The sequence below is a fragment of the Nitratidesulfovibrio sp. D1 genome (assembly GCF_051133415.1).
Classification (GTDB): Bacteria; Desulfobacterota; Desulfovibrionia; order Desulfovibrionales; family Desulfovibrionaceae; genus Cupidesulfovibrio.
This window is the reverse complement of sequence record NZ_JBPGNZ010000004.1, coordinates 528559-549441: the sequence shown is the minus strand read 5'-3', so window position 1 is coordinate 549441 and position 20883 is coordinate 528559. Positions and strand designations below refer to the sequence as shown.

Below are 20883 nucleotides of genomic sequence, written 5' to 3'. Positions count from 1 at the left end.
CCCGTGCGTTGCGGCGGAACCGGTAGGCGGGCGCGCGGCGCGCGGGGCCGACGATCCCCGCGCGCCCCGGCCGCCCTAGCGCTTCAGGCCAAGAGCGGTCTGAAGCATTTCGTCCACGGTGGTGATGACCTTGCTGTTGGCCTGGTAGGCGCGCTGCATCACGATGAGGCTGACCATCTCGGTGGACACGTCCACGTTGGATTCCTCCAGCTTTTCCCCGTAGATGCTGCCGTAGATGCCCTGCCCCGCCCGGCCGATGTTGGCCGTGCCCGATTCCGTGGTGGCCGAGTACAGGTTGCCGCCCATCAGCTTCAGCCCCTGGTCGTTGTCGAAGCTGGCCAGGGCCACGATGAACAGCGCCTGGGTCTGGCCGTTGGAGTAGGTGCCGTAGATCACCCCGCCCTCGTCCACGTAGTAGCTGGTCAGGTAGCCGGTGGCGTAGCCGTCCTGGCTTGATTTGTTGGTGCTGCTGGCCGAATCGTAGCTGGTGGAACGGTTGGTGCCGTAGGCCGTGGAGGTGAAGCCGAACAGCAGCGAACTGTCCGTGCCGATGTCCGCCGCGCTGGTGACGGTGGTGTTCCAGCTGTCGGTGATGGACTTGGCCGACAGGCCGAGGTTCAGTTCGACCTGAATGGCGTTGGCCGCGTCGGTGGTGCTGGCGTCGGCCGAACCGGAGAAGTTGCAGGCGAACACCGGCAGGCCGCTGGTGGAAAGCTCCGCCAGGGTCCAGTTGGACAGGTCGGTCAGGTCGCCGCTGGCGGTGGAATCGAGCGTGAAGGCCGTGGTGGAGACCAGCGCGCCGGTGGCGTCGAAGGTCAGCGTGCCCGCCATCAGCAGCCCGGCGGCCGAGGTGCCCGCCAGGCTCTGGCCGTTGATGGTGCGCACGTCCTCGCCGGGGTCCATGGTGACGATGTATTCCCAGGTGGTGGCGCCGGTGGTTCCGTCCTCCACCTTGTCGAAGTACACGGTCAGTTCGTGGGCGGAACCGGCCTCGTCGTACACGGTGATGGTGGTCTGGTACTCGTACTTGGCGGTGCCCAGCGGGTCGTCGGCGGTGCCGTCCCATTCGGTGAGCAGCGAGAAATACGGGTCGGTGGTGGAGGTGGAGTTGTCCTCGCCGTCGGAATCCAGGTTCACCGTCAGGGAGATGTTGGTGGTGGCGGACGCGGGCGAGGTGCGGCTTGTCAGCTGGATGTCGCCCAGCGCGCCGGTGGTCTGCGGGTCGCTGGAACTGGCGGTGTCCGGGTCCACGGCCCAGCCCTGCACCTGGTAGCCGGAGGAGTTCACCAGGTACCCTTCGGTGTTGAAGGTGAAGTCGCCCGCGCGGGTGTAGTATATCTGGCCGTCGTTCTGCGGGTCCTCCACGATGAAGTAGCCCACGCCCCCGATGGCCATGTTCATGGCCTCGGAGGTGTCCTTGTACGACCCCTGCGAGAAGTCCGTGGCGATGGCCGCGATGGACGAGCCGTTGCCGATCTGGTCGATGCCGCCGGAGGTGGTGATGGAGGAATAGAATACGTCCTCGAACAGCATGGACATGGACTTGTAGCCCGTGGTGCTGGAGTTGGCGAGGTTGTTGCCGATGACGCTGATGGACTCGGCGGTGCTCAGCAGCCCCGAGACGCTGGCATACATGGAGGATGAAAGGCCCATGGCGTGCTCCCGCGACAGTGCGCGTGCTGGTTGTTATGCGTCGGAGGAGACGACGCTGTAGACGTCTTCGAGGTTCACCGTGCGGCCGTCGGACAGGGTGAGCACCGTGACGCCGTTCTCCACCGAGACGCCGGAGACCGTGCCCGCCACCATGGTGGAGACCTCCAGGCTGTCGCCGTCCTCGTCGTAGGCTTCGAACACCACGCTGTAGGTGCCGTTGGCCACTTCGGCGCCGGTGTAGTTGGTGCCGTCCCAGGTGAAGGTGTAGGTGCCGCTGTCCGTGGCGCCGAGGGAGATGGAATTGATGATGGTGCCGCTGGAGTTGTAGACGTGCGCAGTCAGGCTTTCCGCGTCCGATTCCAGCGTGAAGGAGACGGCGGTGGTTCCGTCGCTGGTCTTGGAGATGTCGTCGCCTTCGGCCAGCACGGACTGCCCGATGAAGCTCACGGCGGAGTTCAGGCTCATGGCGGTGAGCGAGTCGTAGATGGAGGTGGCCGTGTCGTTGAGGGCCGACAACTGCTCCACCGTGGAGAACGAGGCGATCTGGTTGATCATCTCGGTGGAGTCGGTGGGATTGGTGGGGTCCTGGTTCTGCAACTCCGCGATGAGCAGTTGCAGGAAGGCGTCGGAATCCAGCGTGGTCCCGCTGCTGCCACTGCTGGAAGACGACGATGTGTTGGTGGCGCTATACAAGGATGAGATAGTGGTCATTGCTGTCCTCCGGGCCTTGTTCCGGCGTGCCCTGTTCCGGCGTGCCCTGTTCCGGGTCATGTCCCGTTTCGTGCCGGGTGGAGAGGGCCAGCGCCGCCTCCACGGCCTCGAACGGCGTCTTCACTTCCGGCGCCTTCATGATCTTGCGCAGTTCCAGAAGGTCTCCCCTGCATGACCTGCACGATGCGAAGTGCGATTCAAGACGCCTTCGTTCAGCAGGTGTGGCCGATTTTTCCAGGTAGCAGGCGATCATGTTCACGCCGGGACATGGCGAATCGTCCGTGCACAGTCCTTCCTCGATGGAATGGAGCACCGTGGCGTGGTGCCGCTGCTGTCTCATGGGCTGAACTTCCGTGCTGAGGTGTGAAGGACCTGTTACCGGTATGTACGGAGGCAACAGGCCGGAACGCCCATCAAGAGACGGAAAGAGATGTAAAGGCGGCTTTACGGAGAGGAGGGGGGAGAGCGGCGGCGGGGCATGGGGACGGCGGGTGCGGTTCTGGGCGCGGCCCGGAAACGGCAAAGGGCCGGAACATGTCCGGCCCTTGCGGTGTGCGGCGGAGAGAGCGGGGCGGGGTGGGGGGCGTCAGGCGTCGGTGGCGGTTTCTCCGGACGGGTGCGCCACGGCCCCGCCCTGCTGGTACTGGCGGGGGGTGGCCCCGGTCAGGTCGCGGAACACGCGCGAAAAGTGGCTCTGGTCGGAAAAGCCGGTTTCCGCCGCCACGTGGCTGATGGCGTGCCCGGCGGCCAGCAGGCGCCGTGCCGCGTCCACGCGCAGTTGGGTCTGGTAGGCGTGCGGGGGCAGGCCCGTGGCCTGCTGGAACATGCGCAGCAGGTGGCAGCGGCTGCGCCCGGCCAGCCGGGCCAGGTCGTCCAGCCGTACCGGGTCGGCCACGTGGCCGCGCAGGTGGCGGCGCACCGCCTCCACCGCCTCGGCGGGGTCCGGCGGGTTTGCGGCGGTGGCCGTGGCAGGGTCTGGGCCAGGGTCTGGGCCAGGGTCTGGGCCGGGGCCGGAAGCGGGCAGGCAGTGGCGGGCCAGCAGCAGTTCCGCCGCCTGCACCAGCAGCGACTGTTTTTCCAGCACCGAGCCGCCGCGCGTCACCGCGTCGTACAGGGCCGACCACGCGGCCGTGGTCTGCGCGCAGTCCACCACCGGCGAGCGGAAGCGGGGGAGGCAGGGCCGGGCGGGCGCGGTTTCCGGGGCCTCGGCGGTTGCCGCCAGTTCCGCCAGCCAGTCCGGGTCCACGTAGAACATGCGGTAGGCGAAGAAGGTGTCGCGGTCGGGGTTGCAGGCATGCACCCGGCCCGGTTCGATGAGCACCAGTTGCCCGGCCACGGCCCGGTGCGGCGCGCCCTCCAGCATGAACGAGGCGGCCCCGCCGTCCATGAGCCCGATGGAGTACGCGGCGTGGGTGTGGCGGCGGAAGGTTTCCTCGTTGTAGCTCGACCGGCGCACCTCCACTCCGGGCAGGTCCGGGTCGCGCCAGAAGCGGACGGCGGCATGGCGTGGGCTGCGGCTCATGGGGGGAAGTATCGGGGGGCTTGCCGGGCGCGTCAAGTGTGTGGGGTCGGCAGCGGCGAACGCCGGAAACGGAAAAACCGGGAAGGCCCGCGCCTTCCCGGTTTTGCTCGTGATCAGGTGCCGTCCGGGCGCTATTTCCCGAACGGGCACTTGGGATAGGTGCAGCTCTTGCACTCCATGCACAGGCCGCCCTCGCCCAGTTTCGCCAGGTCGCGCCGGGTGATCTCCACCCCGGCCAGCAGGCGCGGCAACAGGATGTCCAGCGCGGTGGTCTTGTAGAACAGCGCGCAGGCGGGCACGCCCAGCACCTGCACGGGGTGGGGGGCCTGTTCGTTGGCGATGCGCCCCACCAGGCTCATGGTGCCGGGCAGCATGGGCAGGCCGTACAGCATGTCGGCAAGGCCCGCGTCCACCAAACCCTTGCGGGTCACGTCGTCCGGGTCCACGGACAGCCCGGCCGTGGTCACCACCAGATCCGCCCCGGCGGTGATCAGGTCGCGTACGCCCTGGGTTATCAGGGCCGCGTCGTCGGGGGCGAACACGGTCTTCACCACCTCGCAGTTCAGGCGCTGGGCCTTCTGGGTGATGATGGGCGCGAACTTGTCCTGGATCAGCCCCTGGAAGACCTCGGTGCCGGTGACCAGGATGCCGATTTTCGCGGCGCGCATGGGCAGCACCCGCAACAGCGGGCCGTCCTGCAACATGGCCGTGGCCTTGATGTAATTCTCGCGCGAGAGGTACAGCGGGATGGCCCGCGTGCCCGCTACCTTGGTGCCCGCCAGCACCACGCTGTAGCCCTGGCGGGTGGCGCACATCACGTCGGGCACCAGGTTGAAGCGCTCCAGCCGTTCGGCGTCCACCAGCAGCAGGCCGTCGCGGGTGGCGGTGAGGTTGGCCTTGCCCTCGCGCGGGGCGTCGCGCATGGCCACGCCCTCGCCCGCCATCAGTTCGGCGAAGGTCTTGGCGGCCTCGTCCTCGTGCACCCAGGCCTCGGCGGCGTCCGCGTCCTCCTGCACGTAGATGGAGTTGCGCCCCATCAGCTGCAATCTACAGATGTCGCCCGCAGTCAGTTCCTGCCCGGCGGTGAATTCGGCGTCCTTGTGCTCGCCAGGGACGATGCGGGTCATGTCGTGCAGGGCGCGCTTGCCCACGGCCTCGGCCACGGGCACGGCGCGCAGGGCGGGCTGGCCCTCGAAGGCCAGGCCCGGACCGGCGTGGTAGGGCGATTCGCCCTGGCACGAGCGGCAGATGCCGCCCGAGGACACCGGATAGTATTCGCCGCACAGCGGGCAGCGGCCCACCAGCCCCTTGCCCTTGTGGCCCAGCCGGTCGGGCCGCACGGTGACGGGCCGGGCGGTGAGGATGTCCGGCCCCGCCTCCTTGATCTGGGCCTGCAACAGCGGCGTGTCCTGATCCTTCTTGGGCTTCAGCTTCAGGAACCAGGTGCGGATTTCGCCCCACGGCCCCATCTTGTCCACGTCCAGGTGCACGCGCACCCCTTCGCCGGTGCGCTTGTCGAACAGCGACACCGCGTAGATGCCGAAGTTCATGATGCGCAGCCAGCCGTTGCCCACCGTGCAGGGGGTCAGCAGCTGCACCGCGTCGGGCAGACACTGTTCGGTCTCGGAAATGGCGTCGAACAGCACGCCTTCCGGCAGGCCCTGCCGGGCCAGTTCGACCATGTAGCCGCCGATGATCAGGCCGGGGGCCGGGTAGCCGTGGAACCTGCGCGCCACTTCCATGAATTCGTCGTGGGTGTGCGGACCGATGAGCATGTGGTGGTTCTCGTGAAGGCAAAGGTTGCGTGAACGGCGCGGCGGCGGGGAACCGGCCGGGGATGCCTGCGCGGCGGACTGGATGGCCGGCCCGTGTGGCCGGAATTTCAGGGAAAACCGGTGTGTTGCCGTAATGTTCCCGCCCTGCGGCAGGACACTAGCAGGTTTCGGCGCGGCAGTCACGGAAGCGCGACTTGGCGTGACATTGGCACCACATGCCGCCGGGAGCCATGCTCTCCTTGAGAGTGCAAAATCCCCCTGCCCCGCGTGGGACAGGGGGATTCCGTATGTTTTCGGGAAAGCCGGGGCTGTGGACGGCCCCTTCGTTTTTAGCCCCGATCAGCTCAGGATTGGATCAGCCGAAGAGGGCCATCCCCGCCTTGACCGCCTTCTCGAACAGCGGCGCGGGCACGATGCCCAGCACCAGCGTGGCGGCGGCCAGCGCCACCGCGCCGCCCAGGCTGAACGCGCTCTGGTCGGGCGCGGGCAGGGCCGTGTTCTCGTCCGGTTCGGTGTAGGCGTGGCGCACCAGCGACAGGTAGTAGTAGATGGCGATGGCGCTGTTCAGGGCCAGGGCGATGACCAGCCAGTTGTACCCGTGGTTCCACGCCGCCGTGATCAGGAACAGCTTGCCCATGAAGCCCGCCGTGGGCGGCAGGCCCACCAGCGCGAAGGCCCCCACGCCAAGGGCGAAGGCCAGCACCGGAGAGCGGCGGTGCAGCCCGTTGAGGTCGGACAGGACCAGGTTGCGTCCGTCCACGGCCACGCGGGACACCACCCAGAAGCACAGCAGGTTCATGACCACGTACACCAGCGCATAGAACGCGGCGGCGGCAAGGCCCTCCGCCGTGCCGGACACTAGGCCCACGGTCACGTAGCCCGCGTGCGCCACGGACGAGAAGCCCAGCATGCGCTTCACGTCCTTCTGGACCAGCGCGCACAGGTTGCCGAAGGTCATGGAGATGACCCCCAGCCAAGCGATGGCCGTGGTGATCTCCAGCCCCGGCTGGAGCAGGGCCGCCAGGCGCACCAGCACCACCACCGCGCCCAGCTTGGGCAGGGTGGCCACGTAGGCGGCGGTTTCGTTGCTGGCCCCCTGGTACACGTCGGGGCACCAGAAGTGGAACGGGAACAGGGCCAGCTTGTAGAACATGCCGCACAGGAACAGCGACAGGCCTACCACCGCCATGGGGCTGGCCGCCCACGACCAGTCGCGCGCGGCCAGCGCCGCGATGTACGTGGTCTGCTGCGCGGCCATGATGTACGATAGCCCGTACAGCGAGATGGCCGTGGCCGCCGCGCCGAACAGGATGTACTTGACCCCGGCCTCGGCCCCCTCGCGGGTGCGCCCGCGCAGGGGAATGAGCACGTACAGGCTGTACGACGACAGTTCCAGCGCAAGGTACAGGGTCACCAGTTCGGCGGCGGATGCCAGCAGCATCAGGCCCCACGCCGACACCCCCAGGAACAGGAAGTAGTCTGCGCGCTTGCCTTCCTCCAGCGTGGGCTGGCGGGTGGCGTTGAGCACGGCGATGCAGAAGCCGCCCGCCACGCACAGCTTGAAGAACTGCGACAGGGCGTCCACCTTGTAGGCGTCCCACAGCAGCATTCCTTCCGCGGGCAGACCGGCCACGGTGGCGGCCGTCACCGCCAGCGCCCCGTAGGGCAGCCAGCGGTGGGCGGACACGGAAGCGGCCCCGGCGGCCAGCGCCTGCACGAACAGCACGGCCACCAGCAGCAGCATGGCGCACTCGGGCAGCAGCAGGGTAAGGTCGAGGTTCACTGGCGCACCTCCTTGGCGATGGCGGCGGATGCGAGGATGGCGGGCGGTTCATGGCGCGGGGCGTCCGCGCGGCCGAAGGCAAGCTGCGCTTCGGCCACCGGGGCGCGGTTGCGCAGGTCGGCCAGCAGGCGGTCCACGGCGGGGTCGATCAGCCGCAGGAAGGGCGCGGGCGCAAGGCCGATCCACAGCACCAGCACGGCGGGCAGCAGCAGGTAGGCCCATTCGCGGCGGTTCAGGTCGTTCCACGTCTTGGCCGTGGACGGGCTGCCCCAGGCCATGCGCAGGCTGACCCGGAACATGTACGCCGCCGCCAGCAGCGCGCCGGGCACGATGAGCACGCCCACGGTCAGGCTTTGCTGGAAGGCGGCCACGAACACCAGCACTTCACCCACGAAGCCGTTGGTGCCCGGAAAGCCGAACGAGGCCAGGGCATACAGCCCCCAGAAGAACATGAACGCGGGCAGGTACTTGCCCAGGCCCATGTTGTCCGCCACCTCGCGGCTGTGGCTGCGTTCGTACAGCGCGCCGATCATCATGAACATGGCGCCGGTGACGATGCCGTGGTTCAGCATCTGGAGCAGCGCGCCCTGCACGCCGCTTTTCTGGAACAGGAAGATGCCCAGCGTCACGAAGCCCATGTGGGCCACCGACGAATAGGCCACCAGCTTCTTGATGTCGGTCTGCCCCAGAGCCACCGCGCCCCCGTACAGGATGGACACCACCGACACGCCGATCATCAGCGGGGCGAAGTGCACGCTGGCCTCGGGCGTCAGCGGCAGGCAGAAGCGCAGGAACCCGTAGGTGCCCATCTTCAGCAGCACCGCCGCAAGGATGACGCTGCCTGCGGACGGGGCCTGCACGTGCGCGGCGGGCAGCCAGGTGTGGAACGGGAACATGGGCACCTTGATGGCGAAGGCCAGCGCCATGGCGAGGAAGGCCCAGTACTGGAAGCGGAACCCGAAGGTCTGCTGCATCAGGTCGGGGATGGAGAAGGTGCCCCCGGCGATGCGGAAGGCCACGATGGCCACCAGCAGCAGGGTGGACCCGGCAAGGGTGTACAGGAAGAACTTGATGGATGCGTAGCGCCGCTCGGCCCCGCCCCATACCGCGATGAGCAGGTACATGGGGATGAGCATGGCCTCCCAGAACACGTAGAACAGCACCAGGTCCATGGCCGTGAACACGCCGATGCAGGCGGAGGTCATCAGCAGCAGGCAGACGTGGAACTCCTTCACCCGCTTGCCGATGTACGTCCACGAGCACAGCACGCACAGCGGCAGGGTGAACAGGGTCAGCCACACCATCAGGATGCTGATGCCGTCCACGGCCAGGTGGTATTCAAGGCCCCAGCGGGCCACCCAGGTCATGCGCTCCACGAACTGGAACCCGGCGTCGGGGTTGAAGGCGATGAGCGGCCAACCCGCCGCAAGCCCGGCGAGCGACGCCGCCAGCGACACGCGGCGCACGGTCTCGTCGTCGCGCAGCGGCAGCAGCAGCGCCGCCGCCGCAAGGGGCAGGAAGATCAGGATGCTGAGGACCGGTATGTCAGGATACACAGGCGTCTCCGTTTTTTGTGGGTCCCGTTGCGGCTAGCCGAGATACCAGACCAGGCCGAACACGCACAGCGCCAGGAACGCGGCCAAGCCCAGGTAGTCCTGGAGGCTGCCGTTCTGGGTGCGCGCGCCAAGCCCGCCGATGCCCCGCACCGTGCGTGCGCTGCCGTCCACCACGCCGTCGATGGCCCTGCGGTCGAACCACACGGAACCCAGCGCGATGCCCATCAGCCCGCGCAGGCCGCCCGTGCGGTATGCCTCGGTCCAGCGGTCGTCCAGGAAGGCCAGCGGGCGGCACACGAAGCGCAGCGCCCCGGTGCCCACCGCGCGGTAGGCGATGTCCACGTCTAGGTTCAGCCCTTCGTGCGGGGTGATCACCTTGCGCAGCAGGTAGAAGGCCAGCCCCGAGAAGCCCAGCAACAGCAGCGATTGCAGCACGTGCCACGCGGTCCACGGCACGTAGGGGTGCTCCACCTCGAAGGGCAGCCAGGCGTACAGGATGGACGGGGCCACGCCCTGCGCGATGCACAGCACGGCCAGCACGGTCATGCCCGCGTACATGTTCCACGGGATGGGGGCCAGCGCACGGTCGTTGTCCGTGGGCTTGCCGCCCCAGAAGGCGAAGTAGGGCAGCTTGATGCCCACCGAGATGAACGTGCCCACCGCCGCGATTTCGAGGCCCAGCGCCACGAGGGTGCGGTGCGCCTCGGCCGCGCCGGTGATGGTCATGGTCTTGGAGATGAACCCGTTGAACACCGGCATGCCCGAGATGGACAGGGCCGCCACCATGTACAGCACCATGACCCACGGCAGCCGCGCGGCCAGTCCGCCCAGCTTGTCCAGCTTGGCCGTGCCCGCCGCGTGCAGCAGGCAGCCCGCGCCCATGAACAGCAGGCCCTTGTACAGGATGTGCGCGTAGGCGTGGGCCACCGCGCCGTTCAGGGTCATGGCCGTGCCCACGCCGATGCCCGCCACCATGTACCCCACCTGCGAGACGATGTGGTACGACAGGATGCGCCGGGCGTTGTTCTCGATGCAGGCGTACAGCACGCCGTACACCGCCATCACCGTGCCCGCCGCCGCCAGGATCTCCCATCCGGCGAAGCCGCGCGCCAGCACGTACACCGCCGTCTTGGTGGTGTAGGCGCACATGAACACCGAGCCGGTCACCGTGCCGCGCGGGTAGGCGTCGGGCAGCCATGCGTGCAGCGGCACCACGGCGGCGTTGACGCAGAACCCGGCCAGGATCAGCCATTCGTACAGGGGCGGGGTGGCCCCCGGGGCCATGGCCGTGAACTCCCACGTGCCCAGCGCCTTGTAGCGCAGCAGCAGGCCCGCCAGCAGCAGCAGGCCCCCGGCGGTGTGGTAGAGGAAGTAGCGGAAGCCCGCCAGCACCGACTCGCGCGTGCGGTTCAGCAGCACGAGGAAGGTGGAGCCGATGGACATCAGTTCCCAGAACACGAACAGGGTCAGGTAGTCGCCCGCGAACACGCAGCCGAACCCGCCCGACACGTACAGGGCGGCGGCGATGTGCTGGCCCCGGTCCTCCACGTGCATGGCGTACAGCATGCCCGCCAGCGACATCACCGCGAACACCTGGGCGAAGACCAGCGACAGCTTGTCCACCCGGCCCAGCAGCAGGGTCTGGCCCAGCCAGTTCAGGGTCAGGTGGTCGCCCGGCGTCATGGTGAACACGGCGAAGATGGCCAGCACCGCCGGGGCGGGCAGCAGCCAGTTCCACCATTTTCCGCGCAGGAAGGGCAGCACCGCCGCCAGCGCCAGGAACCCGATGGCGGGGTGGATGAAGGGAGAACTCATTACGCCACCTCCTTTGGCTGCAAACGCGGTCTTTGGGCACCGGCGGCGTTATCGGCGCAAAAGCCTCCTCGCCGTAGCGCTGCTACGCCTGCGTCGTCTTTTCCGCCGCTGCCTTGCCGCTGCCGGGAAGCCCGCGTTTTCGCGTCAAAGGCGATGCCGCAATGAGTTCTACACGTCTCCATAGTGGTCCTCCTTGCGCACGATGGCGGGCTGCACCATGCGCTTCATGATCACCACCATCAGCACGCCCACCACGAGGCCGAACAGCGCCCAGAAGCCGGGGTAGGCGTCGAGGACGAAGTGCGGGTCGTGCGGGCCGATGAACAGGTTCAGCAGCACGAGGGCGGCCAGCACCCCGTACAACGCCTTCAGCCATGCGCCGCGCAGTTCGCGCTGGCGTTCAAGGAATGCTCCGAGTCCGTTCATGGTGCGCTCCTAGAAGTGGCCGAACGCCTGGATGAAGTTCAGGAACACCTGCGGGTACAGGCCCAGCAGCAGCGATATGGCCCCGGTCAGGCACAGCGGCACCACCATGGAGGCGGGGGCCTCGCTGTATTGCTCGATGTTGGCGTCGGGGGCGGGCGGCAGCATGAACGCCCGGTAGAAGATGGGCACGAAGTAGCCCGCGTTGAGCAGGGTGGACAGCAGCAGGGCCACCAGCAGGGCGGTCTGCCCGGCCTGGAGTGAGCCGTTGACGATGTACCATTTGGAGACGAAGCCGCACACCGGCGGCATGCCGATCATGGACAGCGAGGCCAGGCCGAAGGCCCCGAAGGTCCACGGCATGCGGCGGCCAAGGCCGTTCATCTGGCTGATCTTCTTGATGTGCGTGGCCACGTAGATGGCCCCCGCGCCGAAGAACAGGGTGATCTTGGAGAAGGCGTGGTGGGGGATGTGCATCAGCCCGCCCTGCACGGCCGACGGCGTCAGCAGGGCCACCCCGATGATCACGTAGGACAGCTGGCTGACCGTGGAATAGGCCAGCCGGGCCTTGATGTCGTCCTTGGTCAGGGCGATGAGCGAGGCCCCCACGATGGTGAACGCCGCCAGCCACGCGGTGGGAATGCCGAGGCCCAGCGTGTCCATGGCCTCGACCCCGAAGCCGGACAGGATGATCCGGCTTACGGAGAACACCCCCGCCTTGACCACGGCCACCGCGTGCAGCAGGGCCGAGACGGGCGTGGGGGCCACCATGGCCGAGGGCAGCCAGTTGTGGAACGGGGCAAGGGCCGCCTTGGCCAGGCCCGCGATGTACAGCACGTAGGTCAGCCGCACCAGGTTGGGGTGGGCGGCGATGACGTCCGCCGGGAACATGCCGGTGAGCACGTCGCCAAGGCGCATGTCCAGCGTGCCGGTGAGCACGTAGGTCAGCACCATGGCGGGCAGCAGGAACAGCTTGGAGGTGCCCATCAGGTACACCAGGTACTTGCGCGCCCCGGCAAAGCCCTCCGCGTCCTGGTGGTGGGCCACCAGCGGGTAGGTGAAGACGGTGATGACCTCGTAGAACAGGTACAGGGTGAACACCGTGGCCGAGAAGGCCACCCCCACCGCGCCGAAGATGGCCACGGCGAAACAGGTGTAGTAGCGCGTCTGGGCGTGTTCGTTCAGCCCGCGCATGTACCCGATGTTGTAGCTGGTGGCGAAGCCCCACAGGAAGGTGGCGATGAGCGCGAAGATCATCCCCAGCCCATCGGCGCACAGGGTCAGGCTGATGCCGGGCAGGATGGTGGTGACGGTGTAGGTGTAGATGGTCCCGCCGATCACCCCCGGCGCCAGTTGCAGCACCGAGACGAAGGTCAGCGCGGCGGCGATGAACGACACGGCCTCGCGCCGGTTGGCGTTGCCGCGCGCCAGCATGATGGCGAAGGGCGCGACCAGGGTGATGATGAGCGGAACGAGCAGGCTCGCGGTTTCGATGGTGTTGGGCGCTGTCATCACGGCTGCTCCCTCAGGGTGGTCAGGGCGTCGGTGCGGGTGGAGCCGAAGCGGCGGAACACCACCACGATGGCGGCCAGGGTCACGGTGGCTTCAGCCGCCGCAAGGCCCATGACCAGCAGCGTGGCCAGTTGTCCGAGGGCGGCGTCGCCCCCGGTGAGCTGGGTGGCGGCCACGATGGACAGCCCCGCGCCGTTGAGCATCAGTTCAACGGCGATGAGCATGCCCACCAGCGTGCGCCGCTTGACCAGCCCGGCCAGGCCCGCGCCAAGCAGCACGAGGGAGGCCAGTTGGTAGAGCACGAGCGGTTTCACTTGTCCCTCCTTTCCCAGACGAGCAGCACGGCCCCGGCCATGGAGATGAGCAGGACCACCGAGATCAGTTCGAAGGGCAGCACGTAGTCCTCCATCAGCCTGCGGCCGAGGTCGGCCAGCGGCACGTCCGGCGGCAGCAGGTGCGACGCCGTGGGGTGCAGCAGCAGGATGGGGGCCAGCAGCGCGCCGGGCAGCATGGCCGCCAGCACCCCCTTGAAGGTGCGCGCGGCCGGGGCGGGGTCCGCCTCGTCACCGTCCGCGTCGGCCCGGGCCAGCATCAGCGCGAAGAAGATCAGCACGCAGATGGCGCCGATGTAGATGAGGATCTGCATGAAGGCCATGAACGGCGCGTTGAGCAGCAGGTACATGCCCGCCACGCCCAGCAGCGTGGCGACCAGCCCCACCAGCGCCCGCACCAGGCTGGCGCAGCCCACGGCCATGAAACAGCCGACGACAATGACCAGGAAGTAGAAGCCGAAGGCGAGGATTGCCGGTGTTTCCATGTCATGCCTCGCTTGCGGGGGTTGCGGTGCCGGGTTCGGAGGGCGCGGCGGCCGGTGCGGCCGGTGCGGGCGGTCCGGCGGGCGTCGGCGCGGGGGCGGCCTTGGGCTCCGGCTTGCGCGCCGCGGCCTTGCGGGCCAGGCGGGCCAGCTGGTCGAACACGAAGTCCTCGCGTTTCGTCCCCACCATGTAGATGTCGTTGGAGAAGCCGAGGGAGTCCACCGGGCAGACCTCCACGCAGCTGCCGCACAGGCTGCACAGCGAGAAGTCGTAGGTCCAGGTGCCGGGGGCCTTGGGCGGCGCGGGCTTCTTGGGCTTTTCGCCGCGCGCCTCGGCCTCGGCCATGGCCTTCAGTTCTTCCGGCGTGGGCTTGGGCGCGACGGCGCGGGTGACGGCGATGCACCCGCTGGGGCAGGCCGACACGCAGAGCATGCAGGCGATGCACCGGGGCTTGGCCGGGTCCTTGTCCAGTCCGATGAGTTCTATGGGGCCCCGGAACGAGGCCGCCGCCTCGGGCGCTACCTCGGCCCGGGGATAGTGCACGGTGACGCCGGGTTTGCAGAACTCCTTGCCGGTGATGCCAAGGCCCACCACAAGGCTCCACAGGTCGGCGATGGTGCGGAAGATCGATGCCATTATATCCTCCTTAGAGAGCGGGGGGCTCTGCCCCCCGGCCCCCCGCAAGGGGGCCGCGCCCCCTTGACCCCTTCATGTGGGCGTCCACCCTAATGAAAAGTTTGGGGGGATGGGGGTCCGGGGGAAGGGGACCCTTTTCAAAGGGTCCCCTTCCCCCGCCGCCTTTCCGTCTCTACAGCTTCATGACGAACGCGGTCGCCAGCAGGTTCAGCACGCCGAGGGGCAGCAGCCACCGCCAGTTCATGTTCAGCAACTGGTCGAAGCGCACGCGCGGGAAGGTCCAGCGCAGCCACATCATGGTCAGCAGCAGCGCGTAGACCTTGGCCAGGAACCACCACACGCCGTCGAGGAACGGGCCTTTCCACCCGCCCAGGAACAGCACGGTGCACACGCTGCACGCCACGATCATGCTGGCGTATTCGGCCAGGAAGAACATGCCGAAGCCCATGCCCGAGTATTCGGTGTGGAAGCCTGCGGTCAGTTCCGATTCGGCCTCGGGCAGGTCGAAGGGGGCGCGGTTGGTCTCGCCCAGGGCGCTGACGAGGAAGATCAGGAACGCCAGCGGTTGCACGGCGATGTTCCACTGCCACGGCATGCCGCCCTGCCCGTCCACGATGGCGGTGAGGCTCAGCGTGCCTTCCTGGAAGGCGATGGCCAGCACCGAGAGCAGCAGGGGGATTTCGTAGGCCACGGACTGGGCCACGGCGCGGGCCGCGCCGAGCAGGCCGTACTTGTTGTTGGAGCCCCACCCCGCCAGCAGCAGGGCCAGCACGTTGAACCCGGTGAAGGCGAGGATGAGCAGCAGGCCCAGGTTCACGTCCCACCCGGTGAGCAGCGGGCTGAAGGGAATGGGCAGGAACAGCAGCAGCACGGGGAAGAAGGCCAGCACCGGGGCCATCCAGAACAGCAGCGGGTCCGCCCTGTCCGGGCGCACCAGCTGCTTGCCGATGAGCTTCAGGGCGTCGGCCACGGCTTGCAGGATGCCTTGCGGGCCGACCTCGTAGGGGCCGGGGCGGCGCTGGATGAAGCCCGCCACCTTGCGTTCGGCGTAGACGAGCAGCAGCCCGTTCAGCCCCACGAAGACGGCCACGCCCACCAGCGCGAGCACCACGTGCAGCACGGAATCGAAGGAGATGGTTGCATTCATGGCGGCCTACCTGTCGATTTCGGGGATGACCATGTCGAGGCTGCCGAGGATGGCGACGGCGTCGGCCAGCAGGGTGCCGCGCGCGCATTCGGCGAACAGGGCCAGGTTGGAGAAGCCCGGCGCCCGCAGCTTGACGCGGTAGGGCGTCTTGCCGCCGTCGCTGGCGATCCACACGCCGATCTTGCCGCGCGCCCCTTCCACCGCGAAGTACGATTCGCCCGCGGGCAGCTTGAAGCTGGGCTTGGGGGCCTTGGGGTGCATGTGCTCGCCCTCGGGCAACTGGTCCAGCGCCTGTTCCACGATGCGCAGGCTCTGTTCGATCTCGGCCATGCGCACCATGTACCGGGCCATGGAGCACTGCTCGTGGCGGACGGGAATCTCGTAGTCCACCCTGTCGTACACGGAGTAGGGTTCCGCCCGGCGCACGTCGTAGGCGATGCCGCTGCCGCGCGCCACCGGACCGCTGGCCCCGTAGCGGGTGACCATGTCCGGCGGGATGACGCCCACCTCTTCGATGCGGCGGCGCAGGATGATGTTTTCCGTCACCAGCGCGGTGTACATGGGCAGGCGCGAGCGCATGTGCGGGATGAACTCGCGCACGCCCTGCACGAAGGCCGGGCTTGCGTCGGAGTACACCCCGCCGAAGCGGAACGAACTGTACGTCAGGCGCGAGCCGGTCATCATCTGCAACAGGTCCAGCAGCCGTTCGCGGTCGTCGAAGGCGTACATGATGGGGGTGAAGGCCCCCAGGTCCAGCAGGTACGCGCCCCACCACAGAAGGTGCGACGTGATGCGGTTCAGCTCGCAGGTGATCACCCGCAGCCATTCGGCCCGCTCGGGAATCTCGATGCCCGCCAGCTTTTCCACCGCGCCCACGTAGGCCCAGTTCCAGGCCAGGGCGTGCAGGTAGTCCACCCGGCCCATGTTGGGCATGAACTGGGCGGGGTTCTTCACCTCGGCCATCTTCTCGTGCATGCGGTGCAGGTAGCCCAGCACGGGTTCCGCCCGGACGATGTATTCGCCGTCCAGTTCCAGCAGCACGCGCAGCACGCCGTGGGTGGACGGGTGCTGCGGCCCCATGTTCAGGATGAGCGATTCCGGGCGGGCCCCCTGCTCGAAGCGGCAGGTGTAGCCGTCGCCCGCGATCTGGTCGTCGGCGCAGCCCCCGTCCGCCGAGGCGGCGGGACAGGACGTGGCGCGCTGCCGGAGGGTGTCGGTGCTATGCATTGTCGGTGCCCTCCCCGGTGGCGGCGGCCTTGGCCTTGGCGGGCTTGGCCGGTTTGCTGTCTTCGGCCGGTTCCAGCAGGTTGAAGCCGTCGGCCTTGCGCAGCACTTCCGCCTCGCGGCCGGGCGCGGCCAGCAGGGCGGCCAGCGGCGCGCGGGCGGCGGCGTCCTTCAGCAGGGGGTAGCCCTGCATGCCTTCGGGCAGCAGCAGCGGCGCGGGGTTGGGGTTGCCGGTGAAGGCGATGCCGTAGAAGTCGGCGGTTTCCCGTTCGTGCCATTCCGCGCCCTGGTAGATGTCCGCGATGGAGGGCAGCGCCGGGGCTTCGCGGTCCGTCAGGATGTGGATGGCCAGGCGGCCGGGGGCGGTCATGCGGTCGAAGTGGTACACCGCCACCAGCCCTTCGCGCACGTCCAGGCCGCAGATGTCCTCCAGGTGCCAGCCCGCCTCCAGCAGCAGGGCGGCGGCGCGGGGCAGCGCGTCGGCGGACAGGAAGGCCGACCAGGCGAGGCCGGTGCGGGCCGGGTTCTCGCGGGCCATGTACGCGGGCTCCAGCGGGGCCAGCAGCATGTCGGGGGTGGGAAGGGAGGTTCCGGGCGTCATGCGCCACCCCCCAGCGAGCCGGAGACCTCGGCGGGCACCGGCCACCAGCGGCGGCCGGTGATCTTGTGCTGGATCTGGAACAGCCCTTCCAGCAGCGCTTCGGGCCGTGGCGGACAGCCGGGCACGTACACGTCCACGGGCACCAGGTTGTCCACGCCCTCGATGATGGCGTACTGCCCCTCGAAGTTGAACGGCCCGCCCGAGATGGCGCAGTTGCCCAGCGCCATGACGTAGCGCGGCGCGGGCATTTGCTCGTAGAGGCGCACCAGCGCCGGGGCCATCTTGCGGGTGACGGTGCCCGCCACGATCATCAGGTCCGACTGGCGCGGCGAGGGCCGGAACACTTCGGCCCCGAAGCGGGAAATGTCGAACCGGGCCATGCCCACCGCCATCATCTCGATGGCGCAGCAGGCCAGGCCGAAGGTCATGGGCCACAGCGACATGGCCCGGCACACGTCCAGGATCTTCTGCACCGGCGCCACGTTGACGATGGGCGCATCGACCCCGCCCGTGGCCGGTACGATGACCGGCGGCCTTACAGGGCAATCTTGCGCGGCCATGTGAACACCCCCTTGGCGCGGAAATAGACCAGGGCAAGCACGAGGAAGAACAGGAAGACGCAGATCTCGACGAAGGCGGCCCAGCCCACGGTGGCGTGGTAGTGGGCGGCGGCGGGGAACAGGTACAGCACGTCCACGTCGAAGGCGATGAACAGCAGGGCGTAGACGTAGTAGTTGATGCCGAAGCGGGTCCAGGCGTTGCCGTGGGGACGCATGCCGCATTCGTAGGACATGCCCAGGTCGCCGCCGCGCGCCCGTGGAGCCACGAGCAGGGCGAGGATGAGCGGGCCGCCCGCGAACGCGAGCCCCGCGATGAGGAAGAGAATGATAGCAAGATGCAGGATGTCGAAGACCATCGGTCACCTCCGGAAACCAGTGGAACCGCGGCGCGGCCGCGGCATTGGATTGCCCGTTGCGTGCGCAGGCCACGTCAGGAGCGCCTGACGTGCGGTGCGCGCCGGCGGCGACCGTGTCCGCCGGGTTGGCGTTCCGCCGGTGATGGCGGGCGGAACGCGGAGGAAGGTGGAGTTGGGGTGGGTTACCTCGCCGTGTTACGTCTGTCAAATTAGTGTTACTGATTGGAATGCCGTACTGCGATCACTGCCGTGCCCGTGCGGTCCGGGACATCCCTTCGCCCCGGTGGCAGCCGACGCGAAAAGGCCCGCCTGGCGAGGGGCGTGGGCAGTTTCGCGTACCGAATGGAATAATGGTCTATCATCCGTATATCACCCAAAGTCAGTAACCGCTACCATGTTTGGAAATTCACGTGGAAATATTTGGGCTTCGCCGCCGGGCGCACCCGCGCGGCCGGTGAAACCGGGGCAAGCGGGCGTAAACCGGGGGTGTGCGGGGGATGGGGGCGAGATTGTCTGGTCAGGCAAACGAATTGGTTGAACGGCGAAAGAAGTTTTTGCGGAACCTGCCGTCAATGCTGACTTTTAAGGTCGGGATATGTCGCCCGGCGCGCGTGGGATGCGGGCGGGTGCGGGATGCGGGAGGAAGGGGGAGCGGACGCGGCGGTTCCGCACGGACCGGGGACGGACCTGCTATTCGGCGGCCTGCTCCGCGTCGAGCATGGCGTCCATCCACAGGCCCGCCACGATGTCGCCACCTTCGTCGGTGAAGTGGCAGCCGTCGCGGCGGAAGGGCAGGCCCACCTCGTCGGTGTCCGGCCCCAGGGCCACGTTGGGCACCTGGCGGGCCAGTTCCTGTTGGGCCTGGCGCACCGATTCGCTGCCGTAGCGGCGGCACAGCGAAGTCTGCGAAACCAGCACCGGGTTGTCGATGCCGAAGGTGCGCAGCGTGCCCACCAGATCGAGGAAGTCGTACTTGTAGAGCAGGCGCGGCAGGGAATTGAGGGCGTCCGATTCGCCGTGGAACCAGAACACGTAGTCGGGCCGGATGGGCAGTTGCTGGATGGCCCGCAGGCGTTCCTCCAGCTTGGGGCGCACCGGGCCGCCGGGCAGCCAGTAGGACAGCGGCGAGCCGCCCTCGGCGATGACCGAGAGCACCACGTACCGCCAGCGTCCGGTGGCCAGCGCCAGCCGCGCGAAGCGCGACCACACCGAACCCCGCTCGCCCGTGGCGCCCAGCATGGGGTCTTCGGCGGGGTACAGGGTGCCGTCGTATTCGATGAACACGTTGTCGAGATCGTCGGAGGGCAGGGGCGTTTCCACCTCGTTGGCGGCGTTGGACTGCCCCATGACCAGCACGTACAGGGTGTTGCCGTCGGCCAGCCGCTCCAGCGGCACCGGTTCGCGGTTGGAGATGTCGGTGACCAGGTCGGAATCGTCGAACTGGCTGTAATCGTACAGCCTGGCCTTGACGTAGCGGGCCAGGCCCACCAGGCCGTCGCGCAGGGGGGCGTGCAGCAGCACCGCCGCCGCCAGCAGGGCCGGCAGGACAAGGAGGCGGAACTGGCGGGAGCGGCGCGACATGGTGGGCTTTCCGGCGGGCTTTCCGGGACTGGGGAAGGACGGCGGGACGGTGACGGACTTTGCCGGGTTGCAGCGGGGTTTTGCCGGGTTGCAGCGGGGTTTTGCTGGATGCCTTCTAGAACCACCGGGGGCGGATGGCAAGGGACAAATGGTAACGGCGGGCGGCCGCGCCGGGAGCGGGCGGAAACCGGAGCGGAGGGCACGGTTTGCCATGCCTGCGGCCGGGGTGTACGGTGCGGGACACTCCCCTCCAATCGGCTCAACCTGTCAGTCAACTGAGGGACGGCTTGCCCGCGAAGCTGTTCACGGTGCCCTCATGTTCCATACGCCCTGTGTCGGCTGCGGCTGGTGCTGCCTGTCCGACCAGTGCCAGGTCTCGCACCGGCTGCACGGCTACCTGCCGCGTTGCCCGGAACTGGTCTGGGATGGAGCCCTTGGCCGTTACCTGTGCCTGCTGATGGCCCCGGACCGCGCGGCATCCGGTCCGCTGCCGGATATTGCGGAACTGCGGCAGGGGCTGGGCTGCTGCGCCCCGCTGTGCTCGTGGCGGCGCGACGTGCGCTGCCGGGGGTAGCGCCGCCGCGCGGACGAGGCCGTTCCTGCCCCGGTTCCTGCCCTGATTCCTACGCTTCCCAGACGTCCAGCCTGTCTTCGGGAATGGCGTGTTCGGACAGGAAGGCCCAGGCCACGTCCTCTTCGCCCTCGGGCACGATGAGCACCAGGTGCCCCTTGATGACGTCCGCGTGGCGGGAGAAGGCATGCAGCCGTTCCGCCAGTTCCTGCGTGGCGAAGGCCTCGCGCGGGCAGATCTCGAAGATGCAGGGCACGCCCTTGGCGTTGGTGGCGGTCAGGTCGGGCACGTGGCCCTCCACCGGGGCGGGCTCGGGCATGTCCTCGTAGCCGCTCACCAGCAGGCCGGTGAAGCCGCTTTCCTCCAGCGCCTCGTAGGCCGCCTCGATCAGGTAGTCGTAGCCGTCGTCTTCTTCGTGGTTGGCCATGAAGTCCTCTTGCGGAACCGCGTTCGCGGGGATGTGCGCGGCCGGGCGGGCCGATGGGCGGCGCATGCCGCCATGCCGCGTGGTGCCTCATGCCCTAGACGGGGCCGGGCCTCGCGTCAAGCGCGGGGCGCGCCCGCCGTGGCGGCCCGCAGGCAGGCGGCTCCACGCAAAGGGCCGCCCCCAAGGGCGGCCCGTGTCTTTGCATGTCTGCCGTC

Annotated in this window: 21 protein-coding genes; 1 reads left to right on the top strand and 20 read right to left on the bottom strand. The window is 68.2% G+C overall.

The window, feature by feature from the left end:
* Positions 1–75 precede the first annotated feature (75 nt).
* The 19 genes from ACR4XJ_RS10400 to ACR4XJ_RS10310 all read right to left on the bottom strand — a co-directional run bounded on the left by ACR4XJ_RS10400 (position 76) and on the right by ACR4XJ_RS10310 (position 19670).
* A complete protein-coding gene (locus tag ACR4XJ_RS10400; protein WP_434755141.1) occupies positions 76–1653 on the bottom strand; it encodes a flagellar hook protein FlgE in 1578 nt (525 codons plus the stop codon).
* A gap of 33 nt (positions 1654–1686) precedes the next feature.
* The gene (locus ACR4XJ_RS10395; protein WP_434755140.1) at positions 1687–2364 is read right to left on the bottom strand and encodes a flagellar hook assembly protein FlgD; all 678 of its coding nucleotides are present in this window, start codon (positions 2362–2364) and stop codon (positions 1687–1689) included.
* Positions 2339–2704: a zf-HC2 domain-containing protein gene (locus tag ACR4XJ_RS10390; RefSeq protein WP_434755139.1), complete on the bottom strand. Its 366-nt coding sequence runs from the start codon at positions 2702–2704 to the stop codon at positions 2339–2341. Before ACR4XJ_RS10390 ends, ACR4XJ_RS10395 begins: the two co-directional genes overlap by 26 nt.
* Before the next feature lie 246 nt (positions 2705–2950).
* The gene (locus ACR4XJ_RS10385; RefSeq protein ID WP_434755138.1) at positions 2951–3886 is read right to left on the bottom strand and encodes a helix-turn-helix domain-containing protein; all 936 of its coding nucleotides are present in this window, start codon (positions 3884–3886) and stop codon (positions 2951–2953) included.
* Between the two features lie 131 nt (positions 3887–4017).
* Positions 4018–5661, bottom strand: coding sequence for an FmdE family protein (locus ACR4XJ_RS10380; protein WP_434755137.1), 1644 nt, complete (start codon positions 5659–5661; stop codon positions 4018–4020).
* Between the two features lie 355 nt (positions 5662–6016).
* Positions 6017–7444: an NADH-quinone oxidoreductase subunit N gene (locus tag ACR4XJ_RS10375; protein WP_434755136.1), complete on the bottom strand. Its 1428-nt coding sequence runs from the start codon at positions 7442–7444 to the stop codon at positions 6017–6019.
* Positions 7441–9000 carry a complex I subunit 4 family protein gene (locus ACR4XJ_RS10370; RefSeq protein ID WP_434755135.1) on the bottom strand — a complete coding sequence of 520 codons (1560 nt, stop codon included), beginning with the start codon at positions 8998–9000 and terminating at the stop codon, positions 7441–7443. Before ACR4XJ_RS10370 ends, ACR4XJ_RS10375 begins: the two co-directional genes overlap by 4 nt.
* A 33-nt stretch (positions 9001–9033) precedes the next feature.
* Positions 9034–10815, bottom strand: a complete 1782-nt coding sequence (locus ACR4XJ_RS10365; protein ID WP_434755134.1) for a Na(+)/H(+) antiporter subunit D — start codon at positions 10813–10815, stop codon at positions 9034–9036.
* 168 nt (positions 10816–10983) lie between these two features.
* Complete coding sequence (locus ACR4XJ_RS10360) at positions 10984–11241, bottom strand: hypothetical protein (RefSeq protein WP_434755133.1); 258 nt, start codon at positions 11239–11241, stop codon at positions 10984–10986.
* Positions 11242–11250: 9 nt separating this feature from the next.
* Positions 11251–12750, bottom strand: a complete 1500-nt coding sequence (locus ACR4XJ_RS10355; protein ID WP_434755132.1) for a monovalent cation/H+ antiporter subunit D family protein — start codon at positions 12748–12750, stop codon at positions 11251–11253.
* Positions 12750–13064, bottom strand: coding sequence for an NADH-quinone oxidoreductase subunit NuoK (gene nuoK, locus ACR4XJ_RS10350; RefSeq protein ID WP_434755131.1), 315 nt, complete (start codon positions 13062–13064; stop codon positions 12750–12752). Before nuoK ends, ACR4XJ_RS10355 begins: the two co-directional genes overlap by 1 nt.
* Positions 13061–13567 carry an NADH-quinone oxidoreductase subunit J family protein gene (locus tag ACR4XJ_RS10345; RefSeq protein ID WP_434755130.1) on the bottom strand — a complete coding sequence of 169 codons (507 nt, stop codon included), beginning with the start codon at positions 13565–13567 and terminating at the stop codon, positions 13061–13063. Before ACR4XJ_RS10345 ends, nuoK begins: the two co-directional genes overlap by 4 nt.
* 1 nt (position 13568) lies before the next feature.
* Positions 13569–14201, bottom strand: a complete 633-nt coding sequence (locus ACR4XJ_RS10340) for a 4Fe-4S binding protein (protein WP_434755129.1) — start codon at positions 14199–14201, stop codon at positions 13569–13571.
* 172 nt (positions 14202–14373) lie between these two features.
* Positions 14374–15348 (bottom strand): NADH-quinone oxidoreductase subunit NuoH, encoded by a 975-nt coding sequence (gene nuoH, locus ACR4XJ_RS10335; RefSeq protein WP_333504674.1) that lies wholly within the window; start codon positions 15346–15348, stop codon positions 14374–14376.
* 6 nt (positions 15349–15354) lie between these two features.
* A complete protein-coding gene (locus tag ACR4XJ_RS10330; RefSeq protein ID WP_434755128.1) occupies positions 15355–16575 on the bottom strand; it encodes an NADH-quinone oxidoreductase subunit D in 1221 nt (406 codons plus the stop codon).
* Positions 16568–17173, bottom strand: a complete 606-nt coding sequence (locus ACR4XJ_RS10325) for an NADH-quinone oxidoreductase subunit C (protein WP_434755127.1) — start codon at positions 17171–17173, stop codon at positions 16568–16570. The genes ACR4XJ_RS10330 and ACR4XJ_RS10325 overlap by 8 nt, the downstream gene beginning before the upstream one ends.
* Positions 17170–17733, bottom strand: coding sequence for an NADH-quinone oxidoreductase subunit B (locus ACR4XJ_RS10320; protein WP_434755126.1), 564 nt, complete (start codon positions 17731–17733; stop codon positions 17170–17172). The genes ACR4XJ_RS10325 and ACR4XJ_RS10320 overlap by 4 nt, the downstream gene beginning before the upstream one ends.
* Positions 17709–18089, bottom strand: coding sequence for an NADH-quinone oxidoreductase subunit A (locus tag ACR4XJ_RS10315; RefSeq protein ID WP_434755125.1), 381 nt, complete (start codon positions 18087–18089; stop codon positions 17709–17711). The genes ACR4XJ_RS10320 and ACR4XJ_RS10315 overlap by 25 nt, the downstream gene beginning before the upstream one ends.
* Before the next feature lie 690 nt (positions 18090–18779).
* Positions 18780–19670, bottom strand: a complete 891-nt coding sequence (locus tag ACR4XJ_RS10310) for a sialate O-acetylesterase (protein WP_434755124.1) — start codon at positions 19668–19670, stop codon at positions 18780–18782.
* Between the two features lie 316 nt (positions 19671–19986).
* Between ACR4XJ_RS10310 and ACR4XJ_RS10305 the strand changes: the two genes are divergently transcribed.
* A complete protein-coding gene (locus ACR4XJ_RS10305) occupies positions 19987–20244 on the top strand; it encodes a hypothetical protein (protein ID WP_434755123.1) in 258 nt (85 codons plus the stop codon).
* Between the two features lie 49 nt (positions 20245–20293).
* Here ACR4XJ_RS10305 and ACR4XJ_RS10300 read toward each other — a convergent pair whose 3' ends face one another.
* A complete protein-coding gene (locus ACR4XJ_RS10300; RefSeq protein WP_434755122.1) occupies positions 20294–20668 on the bottom strand; it encodes a hypothetical protein in 375 nt (124 codons plus the stop codon).
* Between the last annotated feature and the right edge of the window lie 215 nt (positions 20669–20883).

Excerpts from the sequence above, each read along its gene's own strand:
- ACR4XJ_RS10355 (WP_434755132.1), bottom strand. The coding sequence starts at position 12,750 with ATGACAGCGCCCAACACCATCGAAACCGCGAGCCTGCTCGTTCCGCTC.
- ACR4XJ_RS10400 (WP_434755141.1), bottom strand. The coding sequence starts at position 1,653 with ATGGGCCTTTCATCCTCCATGTATGCCAGCGTCTCGGGGCTGCTGAGC.
- ACR4XJ_RS10330 (WP_434755128.1), bottom strand. The coding sequence starts at position 16,575 with ATGCATAGCACCGACACCCTCCGGCAGCGCGCCACGTCCTGTCCCGCC.
- ACR4XJ_RS10320 (WP_434755126.1), bottom strand. The coding sequence starts at position 17,733 with ATGGCCGCGCAAGATTGCCCTGTAAGGCCGCCGGTCATCGTACCGGCC.
- ACR4XJ_RS10385 (WP_434755138.1), bottom strand. The coding sequence starts at position 3,886 with ATGAGCCGCAGCCCACGCCATGCCGCCGTCCGCTTCTGGCGCGACCCG.
- nuoH (WP_333504674.1), bottom strand. The coding sequence starts at position 15,348 with ATGAATGCAACCATCTCCTTCGATTCCGTGCTGCACGTGGTGCTCGCG.
- ACR4XJ_RS10365 (WP_434755134.1), bottom strand. The coding sequence starts at position 10,815 with ATGAGTTCTCCCTTCATCCACCCCGCCATCGGGTTCCTGGCGCTGGCG.
- ACR4XJ_RS10395 (WP_434755140.1), bottom strand. The coding sequence starts at position 2,364 with ATGACCACTATCTCATCCTTGTATAGCGCCACCAACACATCGTCGTCT.
- ACR4XJ_RS10305 (WP_434755123.1), top strand. The coding sequence starts at position 19,987 with ATGTTCCATACGCCCTGTGTCGGCTGCGGCTGGTGCTGCCTGTCCGAC.
- ACR4XJ_RS10340 (WP_434755129.1), bottom strand. The coding sequence starts at position 14,201 with ATGGCATCGATCTTCCGCACCATCGCCGACCTGTGGAGCCTTGTGGTG.
- ACR4XJ_RS10360 (WP_434755133.1), bottom strand. The coding sequence starts at position 11,241 with ATGAACGGACTCGGAGCATTCCTTGAACGCCAGCGCGAACTGCGCGGC.
- ACR4XJ_RS10345 (WP_434755130.1), bottom strand. The coding sequence starts at position 13,567 with ATGGAAACACCGGCAATCCTCGCCTTCGGCTTCTACTTCCTGGTCATT.
- ACR4XJ_RS10315 (WP_434755125.1), bottom strand. The coding sequence starts at position 18,089 with ATGGTCTTCGACATCCTGCATCTTGCTATCATTCTCTTCCTCATCGCG.
- ACR4XJ_RS10380 (WP_434755137.1), bottom strand. The coding sequence starts at position 5,661 with ATGCTCATCGGTCCGCACACCCACGACGAATTCATGGAAGTGGCGCGC.
- ACR4XJ_RS10390 (WP_434755139.1), bottom strand. The coding sequence starts at position 2,704 with ATGAGACAGCAGCGGCACCACGCCACGGTGCTCCATTCCATCGAGGAA.
- ACR4XJ_RS10325 (WP_434755127.1), bottom strand. The coding sequence starts at position 17,173 with ATGACGCCCGGAACCTCCCTTCCCACCCCCGACATGCTGCTGGCCCCG.
- ACR4XJ_RS10300 (WP_434755122.1), bottom strand. The coding sequence starts at position 20,668 with ATGGCCAACCACGAAGAAGACGACGGCTACGACTACCTGATCGAGGCG.
- ACR4XJ_RS10310 (WP_434755124.1), bottom strand. The coding sequence starts at position 19,670 with ATGTCGCGCCGCTCCCGCCAGTTCCGCCTCCTTGTCCTGCCGGCCCTG.